The organism is Pseudoduganella lutea, from assembly GCF_004209755.1.
GTDB classification, from domain to species: Bacteria; Pseudomonadota; Gammaproteobacteria; order Burkholderiales; family Burkholderiaceae_D; genus Rugamonas; species Rugamonas lutea.
The window spans coordinates 5,199,200-5,220,462 of sequence record NZ_CP035913.1 but is presented as its reverse complement, the minus strand read 5'-3'; the positions used below and the strand labels follow the sequence as shown (position 1 = coordinate 5,220,462).

The following is a 21,263-nucleotide window of genomic DNA, read 5'->3' as shown; positions in this document are numbered from 1 at the left end:
TTGCAGGATCGGGCAAACCGGCCATGCAATCGGGCATTTCCAGAGGGATATGCAGGCTTGATACTGCCGGTGACGCGGCGGCGCCCGAAGGCGCTGCCGGTTACTTCTGACTACCCTTTACCGGAGATTCGCAATGCCCAAAGTCCTCGTCCTGTATTACTCGTCGTATGGCCACATCGAAACGATGGCGCACGCCGTGGCGGAAGGTGCCCGCGCGGAAGGCGCGGAAGTCGATATCCGGCGCGTGCCCGAAACGGTACCGAACGAAGTCGCCGCCTCGGCCCATTTCAAGGTCGATCAGCAGGCCCAGGTGGCCACGGTGGCGGAACTGGAACAGTACGACGCGATCGTCATCGGCGCGCCGACGCGCTACGGCCGCATGCCGGCACAGATGGCGGCCTTCCTCGACCAGACCGGTGGCCTGTGGGCGCGCGGCGCGCTGAACGGCAAGGTAGGCGCGGCGTTCACGTCCACCGCCACCCAGCACGGCGGACAGGAACAGACACTGTTCTCCATCATCACCAACCTGCTGCATTTCGGCATGACCATCGTGGGCCTGCCCTACAGCCACCAGGGCCAGATGACGCTCGACGAGGTGGTGGGCGGCAGCCCGTACGGCGCCACGACGATCGCCGGCGGCCAGGGCCAGCGGCAGCCGAGCGAGATCGACCTGGCCGGCGCCCGCCACCAGGGCGGCCTCGTGGCGAAGACCGCGGCGAAACTGTTCCCGCCGCGCTGACGGATTATCCCCGTCACGGGAACAGTGGTTCCCGTGACGGGCCGTTTATTGGCACGTCGTGCGTGCCTATGATGGATTCATCCAATACGAACGGAGCACGTCATGGAACACGATTTCCACGGAAAAGTAGTGCTGGTTACGGGCGCCGGATCCGGCATCGGCAGGGAGGCGGCGCTGCGCTTTGCGCGGGCCGGCGCCCTGGTGTACGCGGCGGACCTGAGCGCGAAAGGGCTCGAAGAGACTGACGCCCTGGTCCACGGGGCCGGCGGTGAAATGCGCACGGCGGTCGTCAACGTGGCGCAGGAGGACGATGTGGCGACACTGCTGGCACACATCGACCGCGAGCAGGGGCGGCTGGACGCGGCGTTCAACAACGCCGGCATCACGGGCGGCACGCACCGCATCGAGGACTACCCGGTGGAGGACTTCGACCGCGTGGTCGGCGTCAACCTGCGCAGCGTCTTCCTGGGCATGAAATACGAGATTCCTCTGCTGCTGCGCCAGGGTGGCACCATCGTCAACACGGCATCGGTGGCGGCGATCACCGGCCCGGCCGGCATGAGCGCCTATGCCGCCTCGAAGCACGGCGTGCAGGGCCTGACGCGCGTGGCGGCCATGGAGAATGCCGCGCGTGGCGTGAGGGTCAATGCGATCGCTCCCGGCTGGACCGAGACCCCGATGGTCGTTGCGAACAGTGCGCAGAATCCGGCATTCGCCGCGCTGGCCAGCCGCGCCATCCCCGCGAAACGCGGCGCGCAGCCGGGCGAGATCGCCGATGCGGCGCTGTGGCTGTCGTCACCGGCTTCCAGTTACGTGCATGGCCAGCTGCTCGTCATCGACGGCGGCATGACGATCGGCGGTTTCGAGCTGTAGGTCCAGCGCCCTATGCTGCGCACCGCCCTGCCGGTACACGGTGGGCGAGACGCCGGTCGCCTCGCGAAATACCTGGGCGAAATGGCTTGGACTGCGATACCCGAGCGACAACGCCACGTCGATGACGGGCTGGCTGGTTTCGCACAGCAGGCGCCTGGCTTCCTCCATGCGCAGGCGTGCGAAATAGCGCGATGGCGACATACCGGTCGATTTCTTGAACATCCGGCTGAAGTGAAATGGGCTGAGGCGTGCCTCGCCGGCAAGCTGGCCCAGGTCGAAGGGGTCGGACAAGCTGTCGCGCATCGATCGTACGACACGCTGCAGCTTCCAGCGCGGCAGACCGTCCGAATGGGCGGGTGGCGTAACGCCTGAGGGAACGTGGCATCGGATCACGTGCGCAGCGATTGCCTGCGCCATGCCCTGCATGAAATTCCGGCACGGGCGCGGATGGTCGGCGAGGACGGTGCGCAGCAGTTCGAACAGGGCGGCGAGAATATCGTCCCGCACGATCCGGGCATCAGGCAGCGCAATGTCGTCGAGCCTTTTGCCGCGAACGTCGCGCAGTACCGCCGCCAGCAGCGACAGCGGGATCTGCACGTGCATCGTCCTGAATGGCGCACCGGTTACGCCGGTCCAGCGCAGCTCGGTCGGGCTCCGTGATGGACGCAGGTAAAAGGAACCCTTACCAATGGGCGCTTCGCTCCACTCCTCTCCGTTGGCCCGATGCGCCAGCCGTGCCGCTCCGGAGACGATCCATATGATCTCCAGCTCGGGCGCCGCCGGCACATCGATGCATTGCGCTCCGGCGTCGTGCTGGATAACCCGGACGGTGATATCGCGCACGTCGACGGCCTTGCGCTCCAGCGGCAAAAGGCCGGGAAGATGCTGATGGACGGCTATGGCGGCGGCTTCGATGGCGGTTGTCTCGATCATGATCGCAGGGCGCAATGCAACGCTTCGACGGATATCCGATTCTAGGTCCCGGCCCGGCGGACGACCATCCCTATGTCGCGGTACAGCGCCAATCCCTCGTTCGAGGGGCCGCCAGGAAACAAGACACGGGGTAATATGACAGCCGATCAGACTCCGCAAGGTCAAACCATGCAGACATCCAGTGAGAATGGCGAGATAAAGCGCCAGGAGAGAGAGCAGAGAGCGTTCGCTCCCATCACGATCGTGATTGCGGACGACCACCCGCTGCTGCGTTACGGCCTGGTATCGCTGCTCGCCGGCCATGCCGACATTGCCGTCGTCGGTGAAGCCGCCAACGGCAGGGAGGCGCTGGACCTGTGCGCGGCGCTCCGACCGGATGTGGTGCTGATGGATCTGCAGATGCCCATCCTGTCGGGATTCGATGCCATCGAGGCGATCAAGAGTGTATCCCCCGAGACGCATATCCTGGTGGTGACCACGTTCGACGGCGATGGCCATATCGCACGCGCATTAAAAGCAGGGGCAACCGGATACCTGCTGAAAGCATCGCTTCGCACCGAGCTGCACGCGGCGATCCGGGCCACGCACCATGGCCAGCGCTACCTCGCCGCGGAGGCTGCGATGGCGCTGGCGCACCGCTTCGACGAGCGGGACGTCGCGCCGCGCGAACGGGAGGTTCTCCGGCTGGTCGGGCAAGGAAACTCCAACAAGCAGGTCGCCCGGGAAATGGGCATTACGGAAGAAACCGTAAAATGCCACATGAAGACGATTCTTTCCAAGCTGGGGGCGAATGACCGTACGCATGCGGTAGCCATTGCCATTCGCCGCGGGATCATCGATCTTTGATTGTTTCCCGCACTCGATATGCCATATCGGCGCCGATCCGCAGGCACAGCAAAGTCCCCGTGCCGGGAGACGACTCGATTTCGAGCGTCGCGCCCATGCCTTCGGCCCGTTCGCGCAGTCCACGCAACCCCCAGTGTCCGGCGGGTGCACCATCGGCCAGCACTTGCGGATCGATGCCGCGGCCGTCGTCGCGCACGCAGAGCCGCACGAACCGGACATCGTATTCCAGCGTGACGCTCACCCGTTCGGCCTGGGCGTGCCGGCAGGCGTTGAAGATCGCTTCGCGGGCAAACAGGTGCAGCTCGTCGGCGATGATCGGATCGAAATCGCGCCGCGTGCCTGTCGATGTGAAGGAAAACTGCACGGGAAACGCTTCGGCCAGCGACTGCGCCAGCACCGTCAGGTCGTGCTCGACATCCCGTGCCGGCGGTGCGCGCAGCGCGCTGACGTTGTTGCGGCCTTCCACGATGACATCCTCGGCCATGTCCAGCAGTTTTTCCATCTGCCCTCGCATCGTGCTCTGCGCCGGCAGCGAATTCGCCAGTCCCTGGAATGCATACGTCAGGCCCTGCACGCTTTGCAGGAAGGTGTCGTGAAGCAGCCGCGCGATGCGTTCGCGTTCCAGCTGGCGGGTGCGCATGTGCTCGACGATGCGCCGCTCCGAGCGGCGCAGCCGCAGGCGGTGCAAGCCATAGATCAAGGCCAGCGACAGCACTACGCATAGCACGATGAACGGCCGCGACTGCGTGATCGTCGGTTCGATCTCGAACGAGAACGTGACGGGTGCGGGATTCCAGGCGCCGTCTTCGTTTGTCGCGACCACGCTGAAGCGGTGTTCGCCCAGGCCCAAGTTGGTGTAGTAGGCGGTACGACGGGTTCCCGCGTCGATCCAGTCGCTGTCGACGCCTTCGAGGCGGTAACGGAAACGTATCCTTTCTGGCATCGTATAGCCGAGCGCCGTGTAGTCGATGCGTAAACCCGATGACCCAGGCGGAAGAACCATGCCGTCAATGGTGCGATAGCGTTGAGTGGGTGTTTCCAATGCGGTGACGAAGACCGGAAGCGGGCTCGCCTTCCGTAGAGGCGCTTTCGTGTCCAGGCTGGCTATACCTTCACTCCCGCCGAACCAGAGGATTCCAGCAGAATCGATGGCCATTCCCTCAATTAAGGACGTAGCCGCGCCGGGATAGCCATCAAGTGTGTCGATCAATGTATAGCGCAGTGGTTGCGTCGGCTGTGCAGTCATTGCACGCCAATCCGCGGCTTTGACGTACACAAGTCCTCGGGCGCCGTTCAGGTAGCGATCGCCATTTGGTGCTTTTGCAATCCCAACGACATTGTAAAGAACTCTCGGGTCTTCCGCCTGAATACGGAAAAAACGGGTGCCACTCAGGATCGCTGTGCCGTCCGAGCCGCCAACAAGGATACCGTCGCGGGCGTCGACAAACGATGCGTTTTCGAAATCAAGCCCCTGCGCCGGACCGAATTTCGTCACGTTGTCACCTGTTATCCGAACTGCAGATCCATCACGACAACCAAACCATACCTCCCCACCCCAGCCGGCGCCGAGGAGCGCGGTTTGCAAATCGGGGCCAGCCAGCTCCACGTACTCTCCCAACGTCCAGCACGATAGCGCCAAAACACTCGCCTACGAATGTATACCCACATTGACACGCCATCGTATGTCACGGACCCTACGTTAGGAATAGTCTCTCCTTCGGCTTGGGGCAAGGGTATCTTGCGCGCATCGGCTTGAAAGCCGAACTGGATGTATCCGGGAATTGCGAGCAGTGTGTCACCCGACAGCGAAGCTGTGAATGTGTCAACGCCTTTTGCCACGACAGCAGAGTCATGCCGATTATGTAGCGCCCAAACGTTTTGTGAGGCAGCATGCACGTATGCCCGTCCTTCGCCATCCATCGCAATCTTCATTGATTTACTGGCGGGAATTGGCGCTTTTTTGATTCGTTTGTCTCTTAGTCGTACAATTCCGATATTTGTAGTGATCCAAATATTCGCGTCCCGATCCTCGAAAAGCTTCAACCCGACCGCGCCATACAAAGGACTGCGCGGACTCGGACGATCTAAGGCGTTTTTGTCGAGTACAAACGTCGTCCCCAGTTTCGTGCCCGGCCTAGCACCCACACCACGCCAGAGACAGACGGCCGCGCCTTCGCAATCGATTGTCCAAAAATTGCCGTCGCGATCGAATTTGCCGACATCTGAAGTGACTGCGTCTCTCCGCCGTTGACTGGAGTTCGCACTATTGGATAGTAGGGTGAGCTTCCTGCCTGCGCTATGCCAATAACGGCCATCCGGCGAGTGGATCAGCGAAGATGCAGTTCCATGAAGACCGACCGGCTCGAATTTTCCGCTCTGGCGCGCCAGGCGATATACCGTATGCGAATTCGTCACCCAAAGCTGTCCTGTCCTGTCGATGCCGACGTTGTCCGTGGTACCGGGTGGGGGTGGAATATTCGCTTCTTCTCCAATGATGTTCCACTTGCCCCCGCTGTAGTGCCTTAACCCCAACGAGGTTGCGGCCCAGACCGAATTATCGGTATCTACGACAATACTGTAAGTGGCCGAACTGATTGGGCTGTCGGGGCGACTCGAGGCTACGTGAGTCAGCTTACCCTGCCTTAATACGCTGAGGCCGGCCGAAGTATAGCCAATCCAGAGGTCGCCATTAGGCTCAGCGCGAAGTGTCGTGATCGGCGCTTTAGGAAGAGGATCACCTGAGACAGGCACAAAACGTTCGAAGCGTACGCCATCGAAGCGGAACAATCCATTGTGTCCCCCTAACCATAACCATCCGTCAGGTGTCTGGGTGAAGGCCAAAACGTCGGATGGCGCACCTTCCTTCGCCGTCCAGACATCAAGATAATAATCGGATAGCGTGGCATGGGGATCGAGTGCATATACATTTGGCGCTATGACGAAGCTTACGCAAAAGACTGCCGCCACGCAGCAAATATGACTCGACGAGCCATTTAGAAAAGTGCGAAGAGAATTTATAAAAGTCATAACATCATCGTCATTTTGCGGCGGACATGCGAATCCTTTTTGCACCAGATGCCAACGCGATGTCAGCGACCGGCTATGTACATGGATGACACACTTCAAGTATAGCGGCGATTTGCTTCCTGAAAGCAGCACTGCCCGCGAAAACCCGCAGGGAAATCAGATAATTCAGCCCGCACGTGGTCATGGCGCCGCTACGCCGATAGCCGACATTCAAACTGGCCAAACGAATGTTCAAGTAATGTCAGGTGATGAGGGCGGGAACCCGGAGGCATTCAATTCAGACCGGGTCGTAAAGGGGAGATCAGCATCGGTGCTAGCCCGTAGCGATCGGCTGGGCTGATGCTGTCGCCCGGCTTGGCGGGCGTGGATGCGACAGCGTGTGGCGCTACCCTGCATCCATCACTGAAGAATTAATTTAAATAATTTCATCGCCGTTTTTCCCGCATGTTTGATGCGCTGATGCGGGATACCTTTTTCAGTAGCGGTGCACGGCATGGCAACACGCCGGGCGCCGTTACTGAAGAAGGCTTGCTGCTTAGCCGATCTGCACGCTCATGCCACCATCGGCCATGACGACCGAGCCGACGATGAAGCTGGCGCGATCCGACGCCAGGAAGGCGACGATCTCGGCGATCTCCTCGGGTTGCGCGGCGCGGCCGATCGGCGCGGCCTTGCCATGCTCGGCCAGGAATTCACGGCCGTCCTCCCGGAAGTGATTCAGCAGATTGGTCACCACATCGCCAACACCGATCGCGTTGACGCGGATGCCATGCTCGATGGCTTCCAGCGCCTGGGTCCGCGTGAGCTGCGCCAGTGCTCCTTTCGATGCGGTATATGCCGCGATGCCGGGGAAGGCGAAATAGGATGCATAGGAAGCGATATTGACGATGGCGCCGGATTTCTGCTTCATCATCGCCTTCATGGCTTCCCGCGAATGGAGGAAGGCACCCGTCACGTTGGTTTCCATCTGCCAGTTCCAGTCTTCGCGGCTCATGTCGACCAGGTTCTTGTACACGATGCGGCCGGCGTTATTGACCAGCACGTCGAGTTTGCCGAAATGCTCGATCGCCAGCGCCACAGCCTGCTCGGCGGTGCCGTCCTTCGTGACGTCGGCAACGAAAGGAACCAGCCCTTCGCGCTTCAATTCGTTGACGGCCGGGTCGATATCCTCGGCGATGACGCGTGCGCCTCGCGCATGCAGCACCTCCGCAATGGCACGGCCGATGCCGCTCGCGGCACCAGTGACGATGACGGTTTTACCTTCGACTTCGTTGACGTTGAACTTGCTCATTTTTGGCTCCTTTGGGTTGGAAAGATGCTGGTCGTTGCGTCGGATCGCTTCTTCCGATTCGCTCGTAACGCCGATCCAGTGAGGTCATTGTGGCGTCGCGGCGATGGCGCGTCCCTCCATGATTTGCTGCCACTATCGTGATTTTGCTTTCCAGGTGAACGGGTTGCCGACGGCGGCATGCTGCCTGCATCCGGCGCAAATGCGCGCTGAAAGCGAATCGCAGGCGCAAAAAAGCCGCGCGGCCCGGCGGGCGGCGCGGCTTGCTGGATCGGGCTTTTACCCGAGTTGGCTCTATCTCGACGTCGCTCCCGCCTACGCCGCCTTCTGCCGCGCGGCCCGCCAGGCGCTGGGCGACGTCCCGGTAGCGTCCCTGAACACCTGGGCAAAGTGGCTGGGACTCGTGTAGCCGACGGCCAGGCCGATGTCGAGCACGGACTGGCTGGTATCGGCAAGCAGGCGGCGCGCCTCGTCCATGCGCAGCCGGGCGACATAGCGCGATGGCGACATGCCGGTGGCCTGCTTGAACACGCGGGAAAAATGGAACACGCTCAGCTCCGCCAGCGCGGCCAGCCGGCCCAGGTCGAACGGCTCGGCCAGGCCGGCGTGCATGGCGTCGAGCACGCGGCGCAGCTTGTGCGCCGGCAGGCCGCCGCGCAGCACTACCCGGCCATCGGCGGCACACTCGTAATGCGCCACCACATGCGCCGTGATCGCCTGCGCCACGCCCTGCACGAAGCTGGGCCCTGCTGGTACGGGGCCGGACAGCGCGCCATGCAGGGCCTCGAACAGGCCGCTCAACACTGGATCGCGCTCACCGGACACCTCGCGCAATGCGAACCGCGCCAGTTCATTTCCGGTCAGCTCCTTGACCACGCGCGCCAGCAGCGGCAGGCCCAGGTAGACGTGCATGACGCGGAACGGCTCCGGGCCCGTGTTCCGCCAGCGCATTTCCACTGGCGCGGGCGACGTGGTCAGGTAGAAATCGCCGCGCCGTACCGGCACGGCCAGCCACTCTCCGCCCAGCGGCCGCTCCTCGACGACCGGCTCGCCGGACACGATCCACACCAGCATCGGCTCCGGCACTGCCGGCACCACGACCGGTTCCTGCACCGGCGCGTGCGCATGGATCTCGACGTGGATATCGTCCGGCGCGCGGGCCTTCCGCTCGCGCAGCAGCACGCCGGGGATATGGTCTTTCATCGATTCGATCGATGCCGTACGGGGCATGGCTATCCTCCTCATCGTAAACAGTCCAGGCAAGTATGCGGGCCGCAGTCTCCACTGGGAAGGTACGGGATTCCGCGCGGCTTGCCCGATTCTACAAAGTCTCTCATTCCATACATGACATCGATACATCCCATCGATTTATATAGGCTACTCAGATGGATCGCCGAAGCCTAAGATGACTTCAACGCTGCAGACAACACGATGTGTGCAGAAACCCCAACCACTCTGAAAGGAAACATCATGAACGCCTTCTCCGCCAACGCCTTCGTTCCCGCCATCGGCCGCGTCCTGCTGGCAGCCATCTTCATCTTCAGCGCGATCGGCAAGATCGCCGCGCCGGAAGCGACGATCGGCTATATCCAGTCCGTCGGCCTGCCGTTCGCAACATTGGGCCTGGCAATCGCGATTGCCGTCGAACTGGGTGGCGGTCTGCTGCTCGTCCTCGGCGTCAAGGCCCGCGCCGTGGCGGCGCTGCTGGCGGTGTTCTCGGTCGTTACCGGGCTCGCCTTCCACAGCGCGATCGGCGACCAGAACCAGCTGATCCACCTGCTGAAGAACTTCGCGATGGCCGGTGGCCTGCTGCAGGTGGTGGCATTCGGCGCCGGCGCTTTCAGCGTGGACCAGCGCCTGGCCCGCCCGGCGGCCCGCCAGTTCGCCTGATCTGGTCTCCGTAGTCGCCTCCTCCCTGCTTCCCCAGCATCCCGCGCGGCACCGCCGCGCGGGATTTTTCTTTTGTACCTACTCGCGTGCCACTGCGGCGATCACGTCCAGCAGCCAGGCCAGCGCCGGATCGCGCTCGCGGCGCACATGCCCGATCGCGCTCACGTCGAACGCCGGCAGCGCGACCGGCACCGGGCAGGATACGAGGTCCGGCCACAGCGCCGCCAGTACTTCCGGCGCCGTGCCGATCGCGGGGCTGTGGCGCAGGATTTCAGGCACCAGCGCGAAGCGCGGCGTCACGTAGCGCACCTCGCGTCGCAGGCCCTGCGCAGCAAGCTGCTCGTCCGCCGCGCTCTCGAAGGCGGCGCGGTAGCTGACCAGCACGTGCGGATGGGCGGTGTAGTCGGCCAGCGCCAGCCTGCCGCGCCGCCGCGTCTTCACTTGCGCGGGATGGAAGAAGCAGCGAAAGCCCATCGTGCGCAACGGCGTGTACCTCTGCCAGCGCGGGCCTTCGCGAAACGCGCCAACGCCCAGGTCGATCTCGCCCGCTTCCAGCATCGCCGTGCCCGTAAACGGATCGCAGACCTTCACGGCAATGCGCACACCGGGCGCCTCCAACCGCAGCCGCTCGAACAGGCGCGGCATCAGCCACAGCTCGACCCAGTCCGGCATGCCGAGGGTGAACGTGTGCTCCGCTGTGGCGGCGTGGAACGCCACGGTGTCGAAGAGCGCCGCCTGCACCTCGCCCAGTGCCGGCGCCAGCGCCGCTTCCAGCGCCAGTGCCCGCGCGGTCGGCTCCATGCCGTGGGGACCGCGCACCAGCAGTTCGTCGCCGAACAGTTCGCGCAGCCGGGCCAGCGCGCTGCTTGCGGCTGGCTGGCCGATGAACAGCTTGCGCGCCGCGCCGGAGACGCTGCGCTCCCGCATCAGCACGAGGAACGTGACGAGCAGGTTCAGGTCCACGCCCCGAAAATTGCGTTCGTTGATAGTGGAAATCATGACAATCGATTTGATTGATAGAAGGCCATCTTACATCATGGCGTCATCGCTGCGCCGTCGCGCGGCACCGATGATGGAGAATGCCATGAACAAGACAAGGAAACTGATGATGACCCTGGTGGCCGGCGCCGTCCTGGCGAGCGCGATCGCCGTGCCGGCGGCGCAGGCCGCCGCGCCGATGGCACTTGCCCAGGCACCCGGCTATTACCGCATGATGGTGGGCACCGCCGAGGTGACGGCGATTTCCGACGGCACGGTGACGATTCCGCTGGACCAGCTGCTGACCAACACGACGCCGGCGCAGGTCAACGCCCTGCTCGCGCGCAGCCACCTGGCGCCGCAGGTGGAAACGTCGATCAATGCCTATCTGGTCAATACGGGAACGCACCTGGTGCTGGTCGATACGGGCGCCGGCAAGCTGTTCGGCCCAGGTGCCGGCGGGCGCCTGCAGGAAAGCCTGCGCGCCGCCGGCTACGCGCCGGAACAGGTGGATGCGGTGCTGATCACGCACGTGCACGGCGACCATTCGGGCGGGCTCACGGCCGACGGCGCGGCGCTGTTCCCGAATGCCACGGTGTACGTGAACCGGCACGATGCGGATTTCTGGTTTGACCTGGCCAACAGGCCGCGCGCCGCGGAGAACCAGCGTGCCGGCTTCGACCAGGCTGCGGAACAGTTCGCGCCCTACCGGGCCATGGGGAAAGTGAAGACGTTCGAGGGCACGGCGGAATTGCTGCCGGGCCTGTCCACGCGGCCGGCCGTGGGCCACACGCCGGGCCACACGGTCTATGTGCTGAAGAGCGGCGGCAAGGAACTGCACTTCTGGGGCGACCTGCTGCACGCGAAGGACGTGCAGTTCGCCGCGCCGGACATCACGATCCGCTTCGACGTGGATTCACCGGCGGCGGCCCGCCAGCGCAAGGCCGCGTTCGCGGACGCGGCGCGGCGCGGCTACCTGGTGGCCGCCGCGCACACGCCGTTCCCCGGGATCGGCTACGTGCGCACCGCGGGGATGGCATTCGACTGGCTGCCGGTGCCGTACACCGCGCTGACGGCGCGCTGACGTAGTGCTTTACGCAACTTCTTACGCCACGTATTACGGCACCAGGATCGCAGGCCCCGACAGGCGGCGCGCGGCGATGTCCTCGTGGGCGCGCGCCGCATCGGCCAGCGGATAACGGGCCGCCTGCACATCGCCGAACACGCCGTCGCGCATCGCGGCGAACAGCGTGGCGCTGGCCCGTTCCAGGCTGGCACGCTCGCCCACGTACTGCCCCGTGCTGGGCTGGATATAGCGGATGCCGCGTGCCGCCAGCGCGGCCTTGTCGACGACGGGGCTGCCCGAGGCATTGCCCACGTGGACGAGGTGGCCGCCGTCGCGCAGCGCCGCCACCGATTGCGCGAACGTGTCCTTGCCCACCAGTTCGTAGACGACGTCCACGCCGCGCCCGCCGGTCAGTGCGCGCACCTTCGACGCCAACGCCGGATCGTCCGCCAGCAGCACGTGATGCGCACCATTCGCCTGCACGGTTGCGGCCTTGGCGGCGGAACCGGCGGTGGCGATCACGGTGGCACCCAGTGCCCTGGCCCAGCGGGCAACCATCGAGCCCACGCCGCCGGCAGCGCCATGCACGAGCACCGTTTCGCCGGCTTTCAGCTGGTGGGCGCCGAACAGCATCATCCAGGCCGTCAGGCCTTTCGTGAATGTGGCGGCGGCGCTCTCCGCACTGACCTCCTTCGGCAGGCGCACCAGTTGCTGCGCATCGATCAGCCGCTCGGTCGAGTAAGCGCCGAAGGCAAAGAAATACGCGACGCGGTCGCCCGGCTGCACAGTCGTGACGCCCTCGCCTACCTGCACCACGACGCCCGCGCCTTCGACGCCCATCGCCAGCGGCAGCGGCACCTTGAAGGCCCCCGAACGGAACAGCGTGTCGACGAAGTTGACGCCGATCGCCTCGTGCCGCAGGCGGACCTGGCCCGGGCCGGGATTGCCGATATCGGCGGCGGCTTCGTAGCGCATCACGGAAGGGTTGCCGGTTTCGCGGGCGATGACTTGGTGGATCATGGTGTGCTCCTGGTGAGTGGTTGATGGGTTCATCATAGTGGCCACTCGCTGGAGGATAAACATGGCATTGAAGGCTTCACTGTTCCCATTTTGGTGATAATGCCCTGAACGATCGGGCAGCGGGATTGCGGCTGACTGCCTGCTCTCGCGCGATGCCGGCATGGCGCGTATCCATGCCAGGAAACAACGCCGGTTCTAGCCAGGCCGGCTATGGGAGCCGTGTCGCCGTCCCGATGGCGCGGCGACCAGCGATCACGGACCGGCCAGCCGTTCCGCGAGGATCGCCGCCAACCCGATCAAGGCGGGATCATCGGCAGTGATGACATACGTGGGCACCGCACCGAGATAATGCGCGAAACGGCCCTTCTTCTCGAAGCGCGCGCGGAACGAAGACCGGTCGAAGCGATCGCCCAATGTCGCCACGATCGCGCCGCCGATATACACGCCACCGCGCGCGCCCAGCGTGACCGCCAGGTTGCCTGCCACGGTGCCCAGCATGCCGCAGAACGCCTCGACAGTCTCGTCGCACAGCGGGCAGCTGCCGCGCAGTGCGCGGTGCACGATATCGGTATAAGGCAGTGCTTCGGGAGGCACGCCCCGCAGGTCCGCCAGGGCGCGGTAGATCAGCTCGATGCCGGCGCGGGACATCAGCCGTTCGGCGGACACGTCACCGAATTCGCGCCGGGCAAACCGCAGGATCGCGATCTCCGTTGCATCGACGGGGAAAAGCTGGCGTGGCCGCCTGCCGATCGCAGCGCCGTCCAGCCCGCGGCCGTGGGGACCAGGCCGGATACGCCCAGCCGCGTGCCGGCGCCCAGCAAACCCAGCGGCGTATCGGCAACGGCGCAGCCTCCTCCCACCTGCCGCTTGCGGTCTACCAGGTGCGGCAACGCCCGGGCCAGCGCCGATAAATCGTCGACCACGGCAAGCACGTCGACGCCGCACTCGTCGCGCAGCCGGGTAACGGAAAAATCCCAGGGATGGTTCGGCATCCGCACGCCATTGCCCGTAGCCGGGTTGGCGAGCGCGATCGCGCCATGCCGTACCGATGGCGCGGCGGCGGCAACGTCGGCCTGCGCCAGCCAGGCACGCAGTGCCGCCGCCAGCGTCGGGTAATCCCGGCATGGCAGGACGTGTACATGGCTTGTCCGGCCCGGTCCCGGTTCCAGCGCGAAGCGCGCATGCGTGCGGCCCACGTGCGCCAGCAGGCGCGGGCCTGCCGGATGATCGGCAACGCGGTCGGGCGTGGAGAACGTCGGGATCATGAGTATTGGCGCGGGCAATCGTCAAGAAGTCGAGGTACTCGACCGGGCGGGTGGCGCGGGACAAAACAGGCGGCGTGCGCCCGGAAGCGCGCCCCGCCCTGCGGAGGATCCATGCGATGGCCAGCGCCGCCGCAAGGCACGCGGCGCTGGCTGGCCATCAATACCCGTGGATCATCTTGTAGGCCATCTCCGGCAGGAAGGTACCCGCCGCCGCCGCGCAACCGTCGGCTTCGCCGGGCGCCTTGACCCACAGCGTCATGGCGGGCTGGCTGCCCACCGCGTTCACGCGCGGCGGCACACCAATCTTGCGGCCCGCCGGGTCGCACCATTCGCGGCCGTCCGGCCCCGCGCCATTGCGGCTGGTATCGACGACGAACGGCTTGCCCAAGCCGGCCTGCTGCTGCAGCGCGTTGCTCACCGCGATGCCATACGGATTGCTTTCCGCATCGGTACGGTAATTCGACACGTTCAGCGCGAAGCCCTCGGCATTGGCGACGCCGGCCTGGAGCAGGCGCGACGCCGCCTCGGCCGGTTCCAGCCAGTCGCTGTTGCCGATGTCGATGTACAGCGCCGTGCGTGGCGCCCGCTCGTTGAACTGGGCCACCGCGTGACGGAACAGTTGCAGCCGGGTTGCCTTGCCGGCCGCTTCGAGGCAGTCGAGCTGCGGCAGCGCATCGGGTTCCAGCACCACCACGGCTTCGCGCGGGCCGATCGCGTTGGCGAACGCACGGATCCAGTCCTGGTAGGCCGCCGCCGAACCGGCGCCGCCGACGCTGTGCTGGCCGCAATCGCGCGCCGGAATGTTGTAGGCGACCAGCACCGGCACGCGCCCCGCGGCGGCGGCCGCGCCGACATAACTGCCGACCGCATTGCCGATGTCGCCGCTCCAGCCGCCGAACCACTTCGCGGCCGGCTGGCTGGCGATGCGCGGGCCGATCTCGGCCGCACGGCCATCGCCGGCGTTGTCGCGCACCCACCGCGCCGCGGCCGACTGCGGGTCGCTGTACAGGTTCGGGCTGGGTGCCTGGATCGTGCAATTGACGCCGCCGACCGTGATCCTGCCGGGGACCGGCCGCGCGCCGGCATACGCCAGCGGCAGGCCAAAGCCGACACTGGCGCCAGGCTCGATCGTTGGACGCCCGCCATCGTCGCTGGCTGTTATCCGGCCGCCTGCGACGGCCACCCGCGCGCCCCACGGGGCACTGGCCAGCGAGACCGGGCTGCCATAGTCCCACGTGACGTTCCAGCCGCTGACGGTACCGCTGCCGGTATTGGTGACGACGATGTCGACGACGAAGCCGTTGGCCCAGTCGTCGCGCGTGGCATACGTTGCGGCGCAGGTAGGCGCGGCGCTGGCGGCACCGCTGGCAAGCAGGACGAGCGTGGCCAGGGCTGGCCGGAATACGGTATGCATCATGGATTTCTCCTGTCGTTATGTTATGTACTGCGGTACTGCGTCTCCATTCAGGCCGGCCAGATGGCCGGCCTGTCGTGCAACACCCGCTGGATCAGAAGTCGTAACGCAGCTGCGCCGTGTAGCGCGGCCCCGTCTTGAACCAGGTGTGGTTCATGTTGCCGATGTGCTGGTCCATGGTCTGGCGGAACTTCACATCGGTCAGGTTTTGCGCTTCCAGGCCGATCGACAGCTTTTCGGTCAACTTGTAGAAGATCGAGGCGTCGATCTGGCCATAGGCCTCGGCCCACAATGGCAGGCCCCACGCCAGGTTCTCGGCGCCGTAGGTCGGGCTGGCCGGGTTGGTATCCTTGCCGTCGGTGCCGCGCGCACCCCAGGCATTGACCGACTGCAGGCTGCGCGAACGCCAGTTGTAGGCAACGCGCGCCGAGACCGGGCCGCGGTCGTACATCAGCGACAGGTTGGCGCTCTGGCGCGACAGGCCCTGCAGCGGCAGGTTGCCGAACACGCGGCCATCCGTGTCGCAGCCGTTGATGTTCAGGTTCAGGTTGGCGGCGCCGTCGGCGCTGCCGCTGCAGTATTCCGAATACACCGGGTTGTACAGGTCGCGCGCGCTGTCGACGAACGTGAAGCTGGCCTGCACGCCGATGCCCTTCAGCCAGTTCGGCACGTTGTCGTAGTACTGCTGGTAGGCCAGTTCGAAGCCGCGGGCATGGCCCTTCGCGCCGTTGACCGGCGATGTGGTGGCGAAGCGGTGCATCGCCCCCGCCGTGTCGGGCAATTCGACGTTGACCATCTGGTCGACGACGATGTCCTTCAGGCGCTTGTTGAACAGGGCCACCGTGAACGAGCCGCCGGGCGCGAAATACCACTCGGCGGTCACGTCCAGCTGGGTCGACATGGTCGGCTTGAGCATCGGATTGCCGGAAGCTTCGCCGGTCAGGCTGACGCTGTCGATATTGACCGCGCCGGTGGCCGGATTGACGCTGCTGTTGACCTGCTGCGACAGCCGGTTGTAGGCCTGCAGCCGGCCGAAGTCGGGCCGCGACATGGCCTTCGCCAGCGCCAGGCGGAATTGCCAGCCGCCCGTGCCCTTCAGCCGCAGGTTCAGGCTGGGCAACACGTTGCTGTACGCATGCTCGAAGTCGGCCTGCCGCGAGAACGCCTTGATGTCCGGGACCGGCACCCCCGTCACGGCGGCGCCCGGCGGAATGGCCACCACGTTCGGCGTGAACACGGTGTAGCCGGCGGCGCGCATGTCGGTCTTCACGTAGCGCACGCCGATATTGCCGTCCACCGGGTACTTCAGGTCATCGAAGCCGAAGCGCAGCTGCGTATAGAAGGCCTTGGTCTTCTCGGCCACGTCGTTGATTTCCGCCGGATCGGTGCCGAACGTGGCGCGCTTCCACGGGTCGCATGTGCCCCAGCCCTGGGTTGCCGCCTGCTGTTCGCACAGGATGGTGTGGTAGCTGTGCAGCGTCGCGTAACTGTCGGGATAACCGCGCGCCAGGCTGTCGCTGGGGAACACCGCCGCCGGCACCGATGCATCGCCGTTGAAGAAGTTGTTGAACGGGTGGACGCGCACCTCGTTGTTGAAGCGGGGATCGCCCAGGTAGGCCAGCGTGGGGATGTTCCAGCCCAGCATGTAGGGCTGCGTGATGGCCTGCCAGTTGTAGCTGGGGTTCGAGTTCTGCGTCAGCGACTTGCGGTCGGTGAAGCGCACGCCGAAACGCACGTCGCGCAGGATCGCGTGATCGAAGTTGTACTGCACGTCGGTCTTCCACACGTTGTTGCTGGCCGTCGAGCGGTCCAGGTGTTCCATCGTGTAGGCCCAGTAGTAATTGTTCGGATTGGCGATGGCGGCGCGGTCCGCATCGTCGAAGTGCAAGGTCGGCAGCTTGGTCGTCAGGTCGATGCCCTGCTTCTGCAGCAGCATGCCGGTGGCGACATCGGAGTCCAGCGAACCGGTCTTGGCGCGGATGCGCTGCACGTCGTTGCGGATGGTCCAGTCCTGGTTCACGCGCCACTGCACATTCCAGGCGATGTCGGTGGTCGACGAATTGCGGCTGGACACGCGGCGGTCCGGATTCAGGTTGATGCCGCCGTGTTCCGGGTCCGACAGCGTGCCGGACAGCAGGGCGCCGTTCGCATCGTAGACCCCGTTGGCCACCTGGATCGCATACGGCGTGGTGTGCTTCATCAGCATCGCCTGCTCGCTCCAGCTGTTCTCGTAGCTGGACTTGAAATACGTCAGCGACGTGGACAGGTCGCGGTTCGGTCGCCACTGCGCCGCGGCGTACTGGCCCTTGCGCTCGCGCTCGAATTCCATCGTGCGCCATGTAACGCCGGTCGGCACCCACACGGTGCGGCCGGGCACCAGGTTGTCACGCGGGTAGTAGGGCTCGATCTGGAAGTTGTCGGTGCGGGTGTCGCTCTGCGACCTGGCGAAGTCGACGAGCAGGCCGAACTCGCCGAAGCGCGTCTTCCAGCGGTCCGACAGCAGCAGCGACGTCGACGGCGTGGGCTTGCCCTCGCGCAGCGTGGAGTACGACATCTGCCCCGAGACCGATCCCTTGAAACCCTTGAAGTCGAACGGCATGGCCGTGCGCAGGTTGACCAGGCCGCTGATCGCGCCTTCGATCTGCTCCGCCGACGGATTCTTGTACACGTCCACGCCGGCCATCAGCTCGGGCGGCACGTCTTCGAAGCTGAGGGAACGGGCGCCGTTGGCGGAGAACGAGTCGCGGCCGTTCAACTCGGAACGCACGTAGTTCAAGCCGCGGATCGCCACGCCCGATCCTTCCACCGCATAGTGCTGCGGGTCGCCGGCCATGCTGCGGTCGATCGTTACGCCGACCACGCGTTGCAGCACTTCCGTCACGGAGCGGTCGGGCAGCTTGCCGATGTCTTCGGCATTGATCGAGTCGACGACTTCGTCGGCATCCTGCTTGATCTTCTGGGCCGACTGCAGCGCGGCGCGCTGGCCCGAGACCACCACGACGCTGGCATTCGCATTCGCCGTGCCTTCCGTGGACGAGCCGGTCGACTGGGCCAGCGCGGCGCCGGCCGTCAGGGCGGCGATATGGGATACCGCGATGGCCATCGCGGTCTTCTTGAAGTGATTCATTCTGTCTCCGATGCAGAGTAATTTTTGTTGGGTCGATGCCCGCTTTCTGGCGCCGCGTTGCCGCACGCCGCAGGTCTCTGAAATCGTTTTCAGACGCCGGCAAAGAAAACCCGAAGGGTTGGCTTCGGGCATTGGATGCATCGGGCAACGCGGTGGGAATTTCACCAACGCGCTTATGAAAACAAATTCAGGAGGCGAAACTTACCGGGAACCGTGAAGTTCCGTCAACAATTTTGTTTAGTGTGTTGCACTAAACGTAGTAAAGATACGAATTCCGGGTGATTTTTCGGATACTTCCTACGAGACCCTTGACTTCGCAGCAAACGATGACGAACATGCGATGAAATCGTTTTCAGATGATTTATCACGTGCATAGACGTCACTTCACACAAGTTTCCGGCGGGCCGGGACAACGAGACAGGCGCCGTTCGCAGGCCAGGAATCAGGACTGCGCGCGCGTGTGACGTGTTTTCAACAACGACAAGAAAGTAACGGATGAGACAACTCAGCATCGACATGAAGCACGCCGCCCTGGCATTGACCCTTATCGCCTCGGCGGCGCAGGCCATGGCGGCCGATGCCGCCGCCGATGGCCGCAAGACGGATCCCGACCAGCGCGCCCGCGCCACGGTGGCCGCGATGACGCTGGATGAAAAGATCCAGACCGTGTTCGGCTACTTCTCCACCGATTTCAAGGGCACGGCGAAGCCGAAGGAAGGCGTGCCGTTCACTGCCGGCTTTATCCCGGGCGTGGAACGCCTGGGCATCCCGCACCAGCAGTTGACGGATGCCGGCACCGGTGTCGCCTCGCAGCCGAATCCCTCGCCGCGCCAGCGCACGGCCCTGCCGGCGGGCATCGCCACGGCGGCCAGCTGGAACCCGGCGCTCAGCTACGCGGGCGGCGCCATGATCGGCAAGCAGGCGCGCCTGTCCGGCCACAACGTGATGCTGGCCGGCGGCGTCAACCTGCAGCGCGAGCCGCGCAACGGCCGCAACTTCGAATACGCGGGCGAGGATCCGCTGCTGAGCGGCGTCATCGCGGGCGAGCAGATCCGCGGCATCCAGTCCAACCACGTGCTCGCCACCGTCAAGCACTTCGCCTACAACGACCAGGAGACGGGCCGCTTCAAGGTGAACGTCAAGATCGGCGACGCGGCGGGCCGCATGTCCGACCTGCTGGCCTTCCAGGTTGCCATCGAACGGGGCGATCCGGGTTCCGTTATGTGCGCCTACAACCTGGTCAATAATGCCTACGCCTGCGAGAACGACTACCTGCTCAACAAGGTGCTCAAGCGCGACTGGGGCTACAAGGGCTACGTGATGTCCGACTGGGGCGCCGTTCACTCGACCATTCCGGCCGCGCTGTCCGGCTTGGACCAGCAGTCCGGCTGGCCGTTCGACCAGTCGCCGTACTTCAACGGGGCACTGAAGGAAGCGGTGGAAAACGGCCACGTGCCGCAGGCCCGGCTCGACGACATGGTGCAGCGCATCCTGCGCGCCATGTATGCCAACGGCGTGATGGAACACCCGGTGCGGGTTGAACCGGAAAAGATCGATTTCGCCGCGGATGCGCAGGTTTCCCGGCAGGCCGCCGAGGAAGGCATCGTGCTGCTGAAGAACCGCAACGGCGTGCTGCCGCTGGCCGGCGCGCATCGCACCATCGCCATCATCGGCGGCCATGCCGACGTGGGCGTGCTGTCGGGCGGCGGTTCCTCGCAGGTGTACCCGATCGGCGGCTCGCCGGTGCCCAACGAAGGCCCGAAAACGTTCCCCGGCCCGATCGTCTACCTGCCCTCCTCGCCGATGCAGGCGCTGGCGAAGCGCCTGAATGCGAAGATCGTCTATCACGATGGCAAGGATACGGCCGCGGCCGCCCGGCTGGCCGCGGCCAGCGACCTGTCCCTGGTCTTCGCGACGCAGTGGACCGCCGAGAGCATCGACCAGCCCGACCTGTCGCTGCCCGGCGGCCAGGACGCGGTGATCGCCGCCGTGGCGGCCGCCGGCAAGCCTGTCGTGGTGGTGCTGGAAACCGGTTCGCCGGTCACCATGCCGTGGCTGGACAAGGTCGACGCGGTGGTGCAGGCCTGGTACCCGGGCAGCAGCGGCGGCGAGGCGATCGCCCGCGTGCTGACCGGCGAGGTGGATGCCTCCGGCCGCCTGCCGGCCACCTTCCCGACCTCGGTGGACCAGTTGCCGCGCCCCGTGGTGGACGGTACCGGCCTGCCGGAAGGGAGCCGCTTCACGACCGACTACGACATCGAAGGCGCGGCGGTCGGCTACAAGTGGTTCGACAAGAAAGGCCTCAAGCCGCTGTTTGCCTTTGGCCATGGCCTGTCGTACACCTCGTTCAAGTACGCCGGCCTGGCGGCGGCGGCAAAGGATGGCACGATCGACGTGTCGTTCAGCGTGACCAACGACGGCAAGCGCGCCGGCAAGGCGGTGCCGCAGGTCTACGTGAGCAAGGCCGGTGCCGGCTGGGAGGCGCCGAAGCGCCTGGGCGGCTGGGACAAGCTGGCGCTGGGGGCCGGCGAACGCCGCGCCAGCCGCGTTGCCATCGACCCGCGCACGCTGGCCGTCTTCGACAGCGCCAGCGGCAAGTGGAAGATCGCCGCCGGCGAGTACACGGTGATCCTCGCCGAAGCGGCCGATGCGCCGGTGGCGACCGTCAAGGTGCGCCTGTCGGCGCGCGAGTTCGCGGCCGGCGGCCGCTGAACCTGCCATCGGGCGGCCAACGCCCTGGCTCCTGCCGAAGCCCGTCCCTGCCCCATCGCCCCGATCGGGCGACGGCACGGGATCA

15 protein-coding genes and 1 pseudogene are annotated in these 21,263 nt (G+C 65.1%); 6 read left to right on the top strand and 10 right to left on the bottom strand.

What is annotated here, in order from left to right:
* The first annotated feature begins 133 nt into the window (after positions 1 to 133).
* Positions 134 to 739: an NAD(P)H:quinone oxidoreductase gene (gene wrbA, locus EWM63_RS22340; RefSeq protein WP_130188498.1), complete on the top strand. Its 606-nt coding sequence runs from the start codon at positions 134 to 136 to the stop codon at positions 737 to 739.
* Positions 740 to 841: 102 nt separating this feature from the next.
* Entirely contained in the window at positions 842 to 1,612 is a 771-nt protein-coding gene (locus EWM63_RS22335; RefSeq protein WP_130188497.1) for an SDR family NAD(P)-dependent oxidoreductase, read from the top strand.
* On the opposite strand, the gene EWM63_RS22330 is transcribed toward EWM63_RS22335, so the two are convergent.
* Positions 1,535 to 2,545, bottom strand: a complete 1,011-nt coding sequence (locus tag EWM63_RS22330; RefSeq protein WP_165390889.1) for a helix-turn-helix transcriptional regulator — start codon at positions 2,543 to 2,545, stop codon at positions 1,535 to 1,537. The genes EWM63_RS22335 and EWM63_RS22330 overlap by 78 nt on opposite strands.
* Before the next feature lie 168 nt (positions 2,546 to 2,713).
* Between EWM63_RS22330 and EWM63_RS22325 the strand changes: the two genes are divergently transcribed.
* Positions 2,714 to 3,391, top strand: a complete 678-nt coding sequence (locus EWM63_RS22325) for a response regulator (protein ID WP_130188495.1) — start codon at positions 2,714 to 2,716, stop codon at positions 3,389 to 3,391.
* On the opposite strand, the gene EWM63_RS22320 is transcribed toward EWM63_RS22325, so the two are convergent.
* From EWM63_RS22320 to EWM63_RS22305, 4 genes are all read right to left on the bottom strand, one after another.
* Positions 3,378 to 4,886 carry an ATP-binding protein gene (locus tag EWM63_RS22320; RefSeq protein ID WP_130188494.1) on the bottom strand — a complete coding sequence of 503 codons (1,509 nt, stop codon included), beginning with the start codon at positions 4,884 to 4,886 and terminating at the stop codon, positions 3,378 to 3,380. The two genes, EWM63_RS22325 and EWM63_RS22320, sit on opposite strands and share 14 nt — an antisense overlap.
* An 11-nt stretch (positions 4,887 to 4,897) precedes the next feature.
* Entirely contained in the window at positions 4,898 to 6,463 is a 1,566-nt protein-coding gene (locus EWM63_RS22315) for a ligand-binding sensor domain-containing protein (protein WP_130188493.1), read from the bottom strand.
* 490 nt (positions 6,464 to 6,953) lie between these two features.
* A complete protein-coding gene (locus EWM63_RS22310) occupies positions 6,954 to 7,709 on the bottom strand; it encodes an SDR family NAD(P)-dependent oxidoreductase (RefSeq protein ID WP_130188492.1) in 756 nt (251 codons plus the stop codon).
* 312 nt (positions 7,710 to 8,021) lie between these two features.
* Positions 8,022 to 8,936, bottom strand: a complete 915-nt coding sequence (locus EWM63_RS22305; protein WP_130188491.1) for a helix-turn-helix domain-containing protein — start codon at positions 8,934 to 8,936, stop codon at positions 8,022 to 8,024.
* Between the two features lie 240 nt (positions 8,937 to 9,176).
* Here EWM63_RS22305 and EWM63_RS22300 point away from each other — a divergent pair, with 240 nt between their 5' ends.
* Positions 9,177 to 9,596, top strand: a complete 420-nt coding sequence (locus EWM63_RS22300) for a DoxX family protein (protein WP_130188490.1) — start codon at positions 9,177 to 9,179, stop codon at positions 9,594 to 9,596.
* Positions 9,597 to 9,674: 78 nt separating this feature from the next.
* On the opposite strand, the gene EWM63_RS22295 is transcribed toward EWM63_RS22300, so the two are convergent.
* Entirely contained in the window at positions 9,675 to 10,595 is a 921-nt protein-coding gene (locus EWM63_RS22295) for a LysR family transcriptional regulator (protein WP_130188489.1), read from the bottom strand.
* 85 nt (positions 10,596 to 10,680) lie between these two features.
* Between EWM63_RS22295 and EWM63_RS22290 the strand changes: the two genes are divergently transcribed.
* The gene (locus EWM63_RS22290) at positions 10,681 to 11,658 is read left to right on the top strand and encodes an MBL fold metallo-hydrolase (protein WP_229487434.1); all 978 of its coding nucleotides are present in this window, start codon (positions 10,681 to 10,683) and stop codon (positions 11,656 to 11,658) included.
* Positions 11,659 to 11,691: 33 nt separating this feature from the next.
* Here EWM63_RS22290 and EWM63_RS22285 read toward each other — a convergent pair whose 3' ends face one another.
* The 4 genes and pseudogenes from EWM63_RS22285 to EWM63_RS22270 form a co-directional block, all read right to left on the bottom strand.
* Positions 11,692 to 12,660 (bottom strand): zinc-binding dehydrogenase, encoded by a 969-nt coding sequence (locus EWM63_RS22285; protein ID WP_130188488.1) that lies wholly within the window; start codon positions 12,658 to 12,660, stop codon positions 11,692 to 11,694.
* Positions 12,661 to 12,912: 252 nt separating this feature from the next.
* Positions 12,913 to 13,925: pseudogene (gene glk / locus EWM63_RS22280) on the bottom strand (glucokinase).
* A 157-nt stretch (positions 13,926 to 14,082) separates the two neighbouring features.
* Positions 14,083 to 15,342 carry a glycoside hydrolase family 6 protein gene (locus tag EWM63_RS22275; RefSeq protein WP_130188487.1) on the bottom strand — a complete coding sequence of 420 codons (1,260 nt, stop codon included), beginning with the start codon at positions 15,340 to 15,342 and terminating at the stop codon, positions 14,083 to 14,085.
* A 91-nt stretch (positions 15,343 to 15,433) separates the two neighbouring features.
* Positions 15,434 to 18,466, bottom strand: coding sequence for a TonB-dependent receptor (locus EWM63_RS22270; RefSeq protein WP_130188486.1), 3,033 nt, complete (start codon positions 18,464 to 18,466; stop codon positions 15,434 to 15,436).
* A gap of 495 nt (positions 18,467 to 18,961) precedes the next feature.
* Here EWM63_RS22270 and EWM63_RS22265 point away from each other — a divergent pair, with 495 nt between their 5' ends.
* Positions 18,962 to 21,178, top strand: coding sequence for a beta-glucosidase (locus EWM63_RS22265; RefSeq protein WP_229487433.1), 2,217 nt, complete (start codon positions 18,962 to 18,964; stop codon positions 21,176 to 21,178).
* Positions 21,179 to 21,263: the final 85 nt, after the last annotated feature.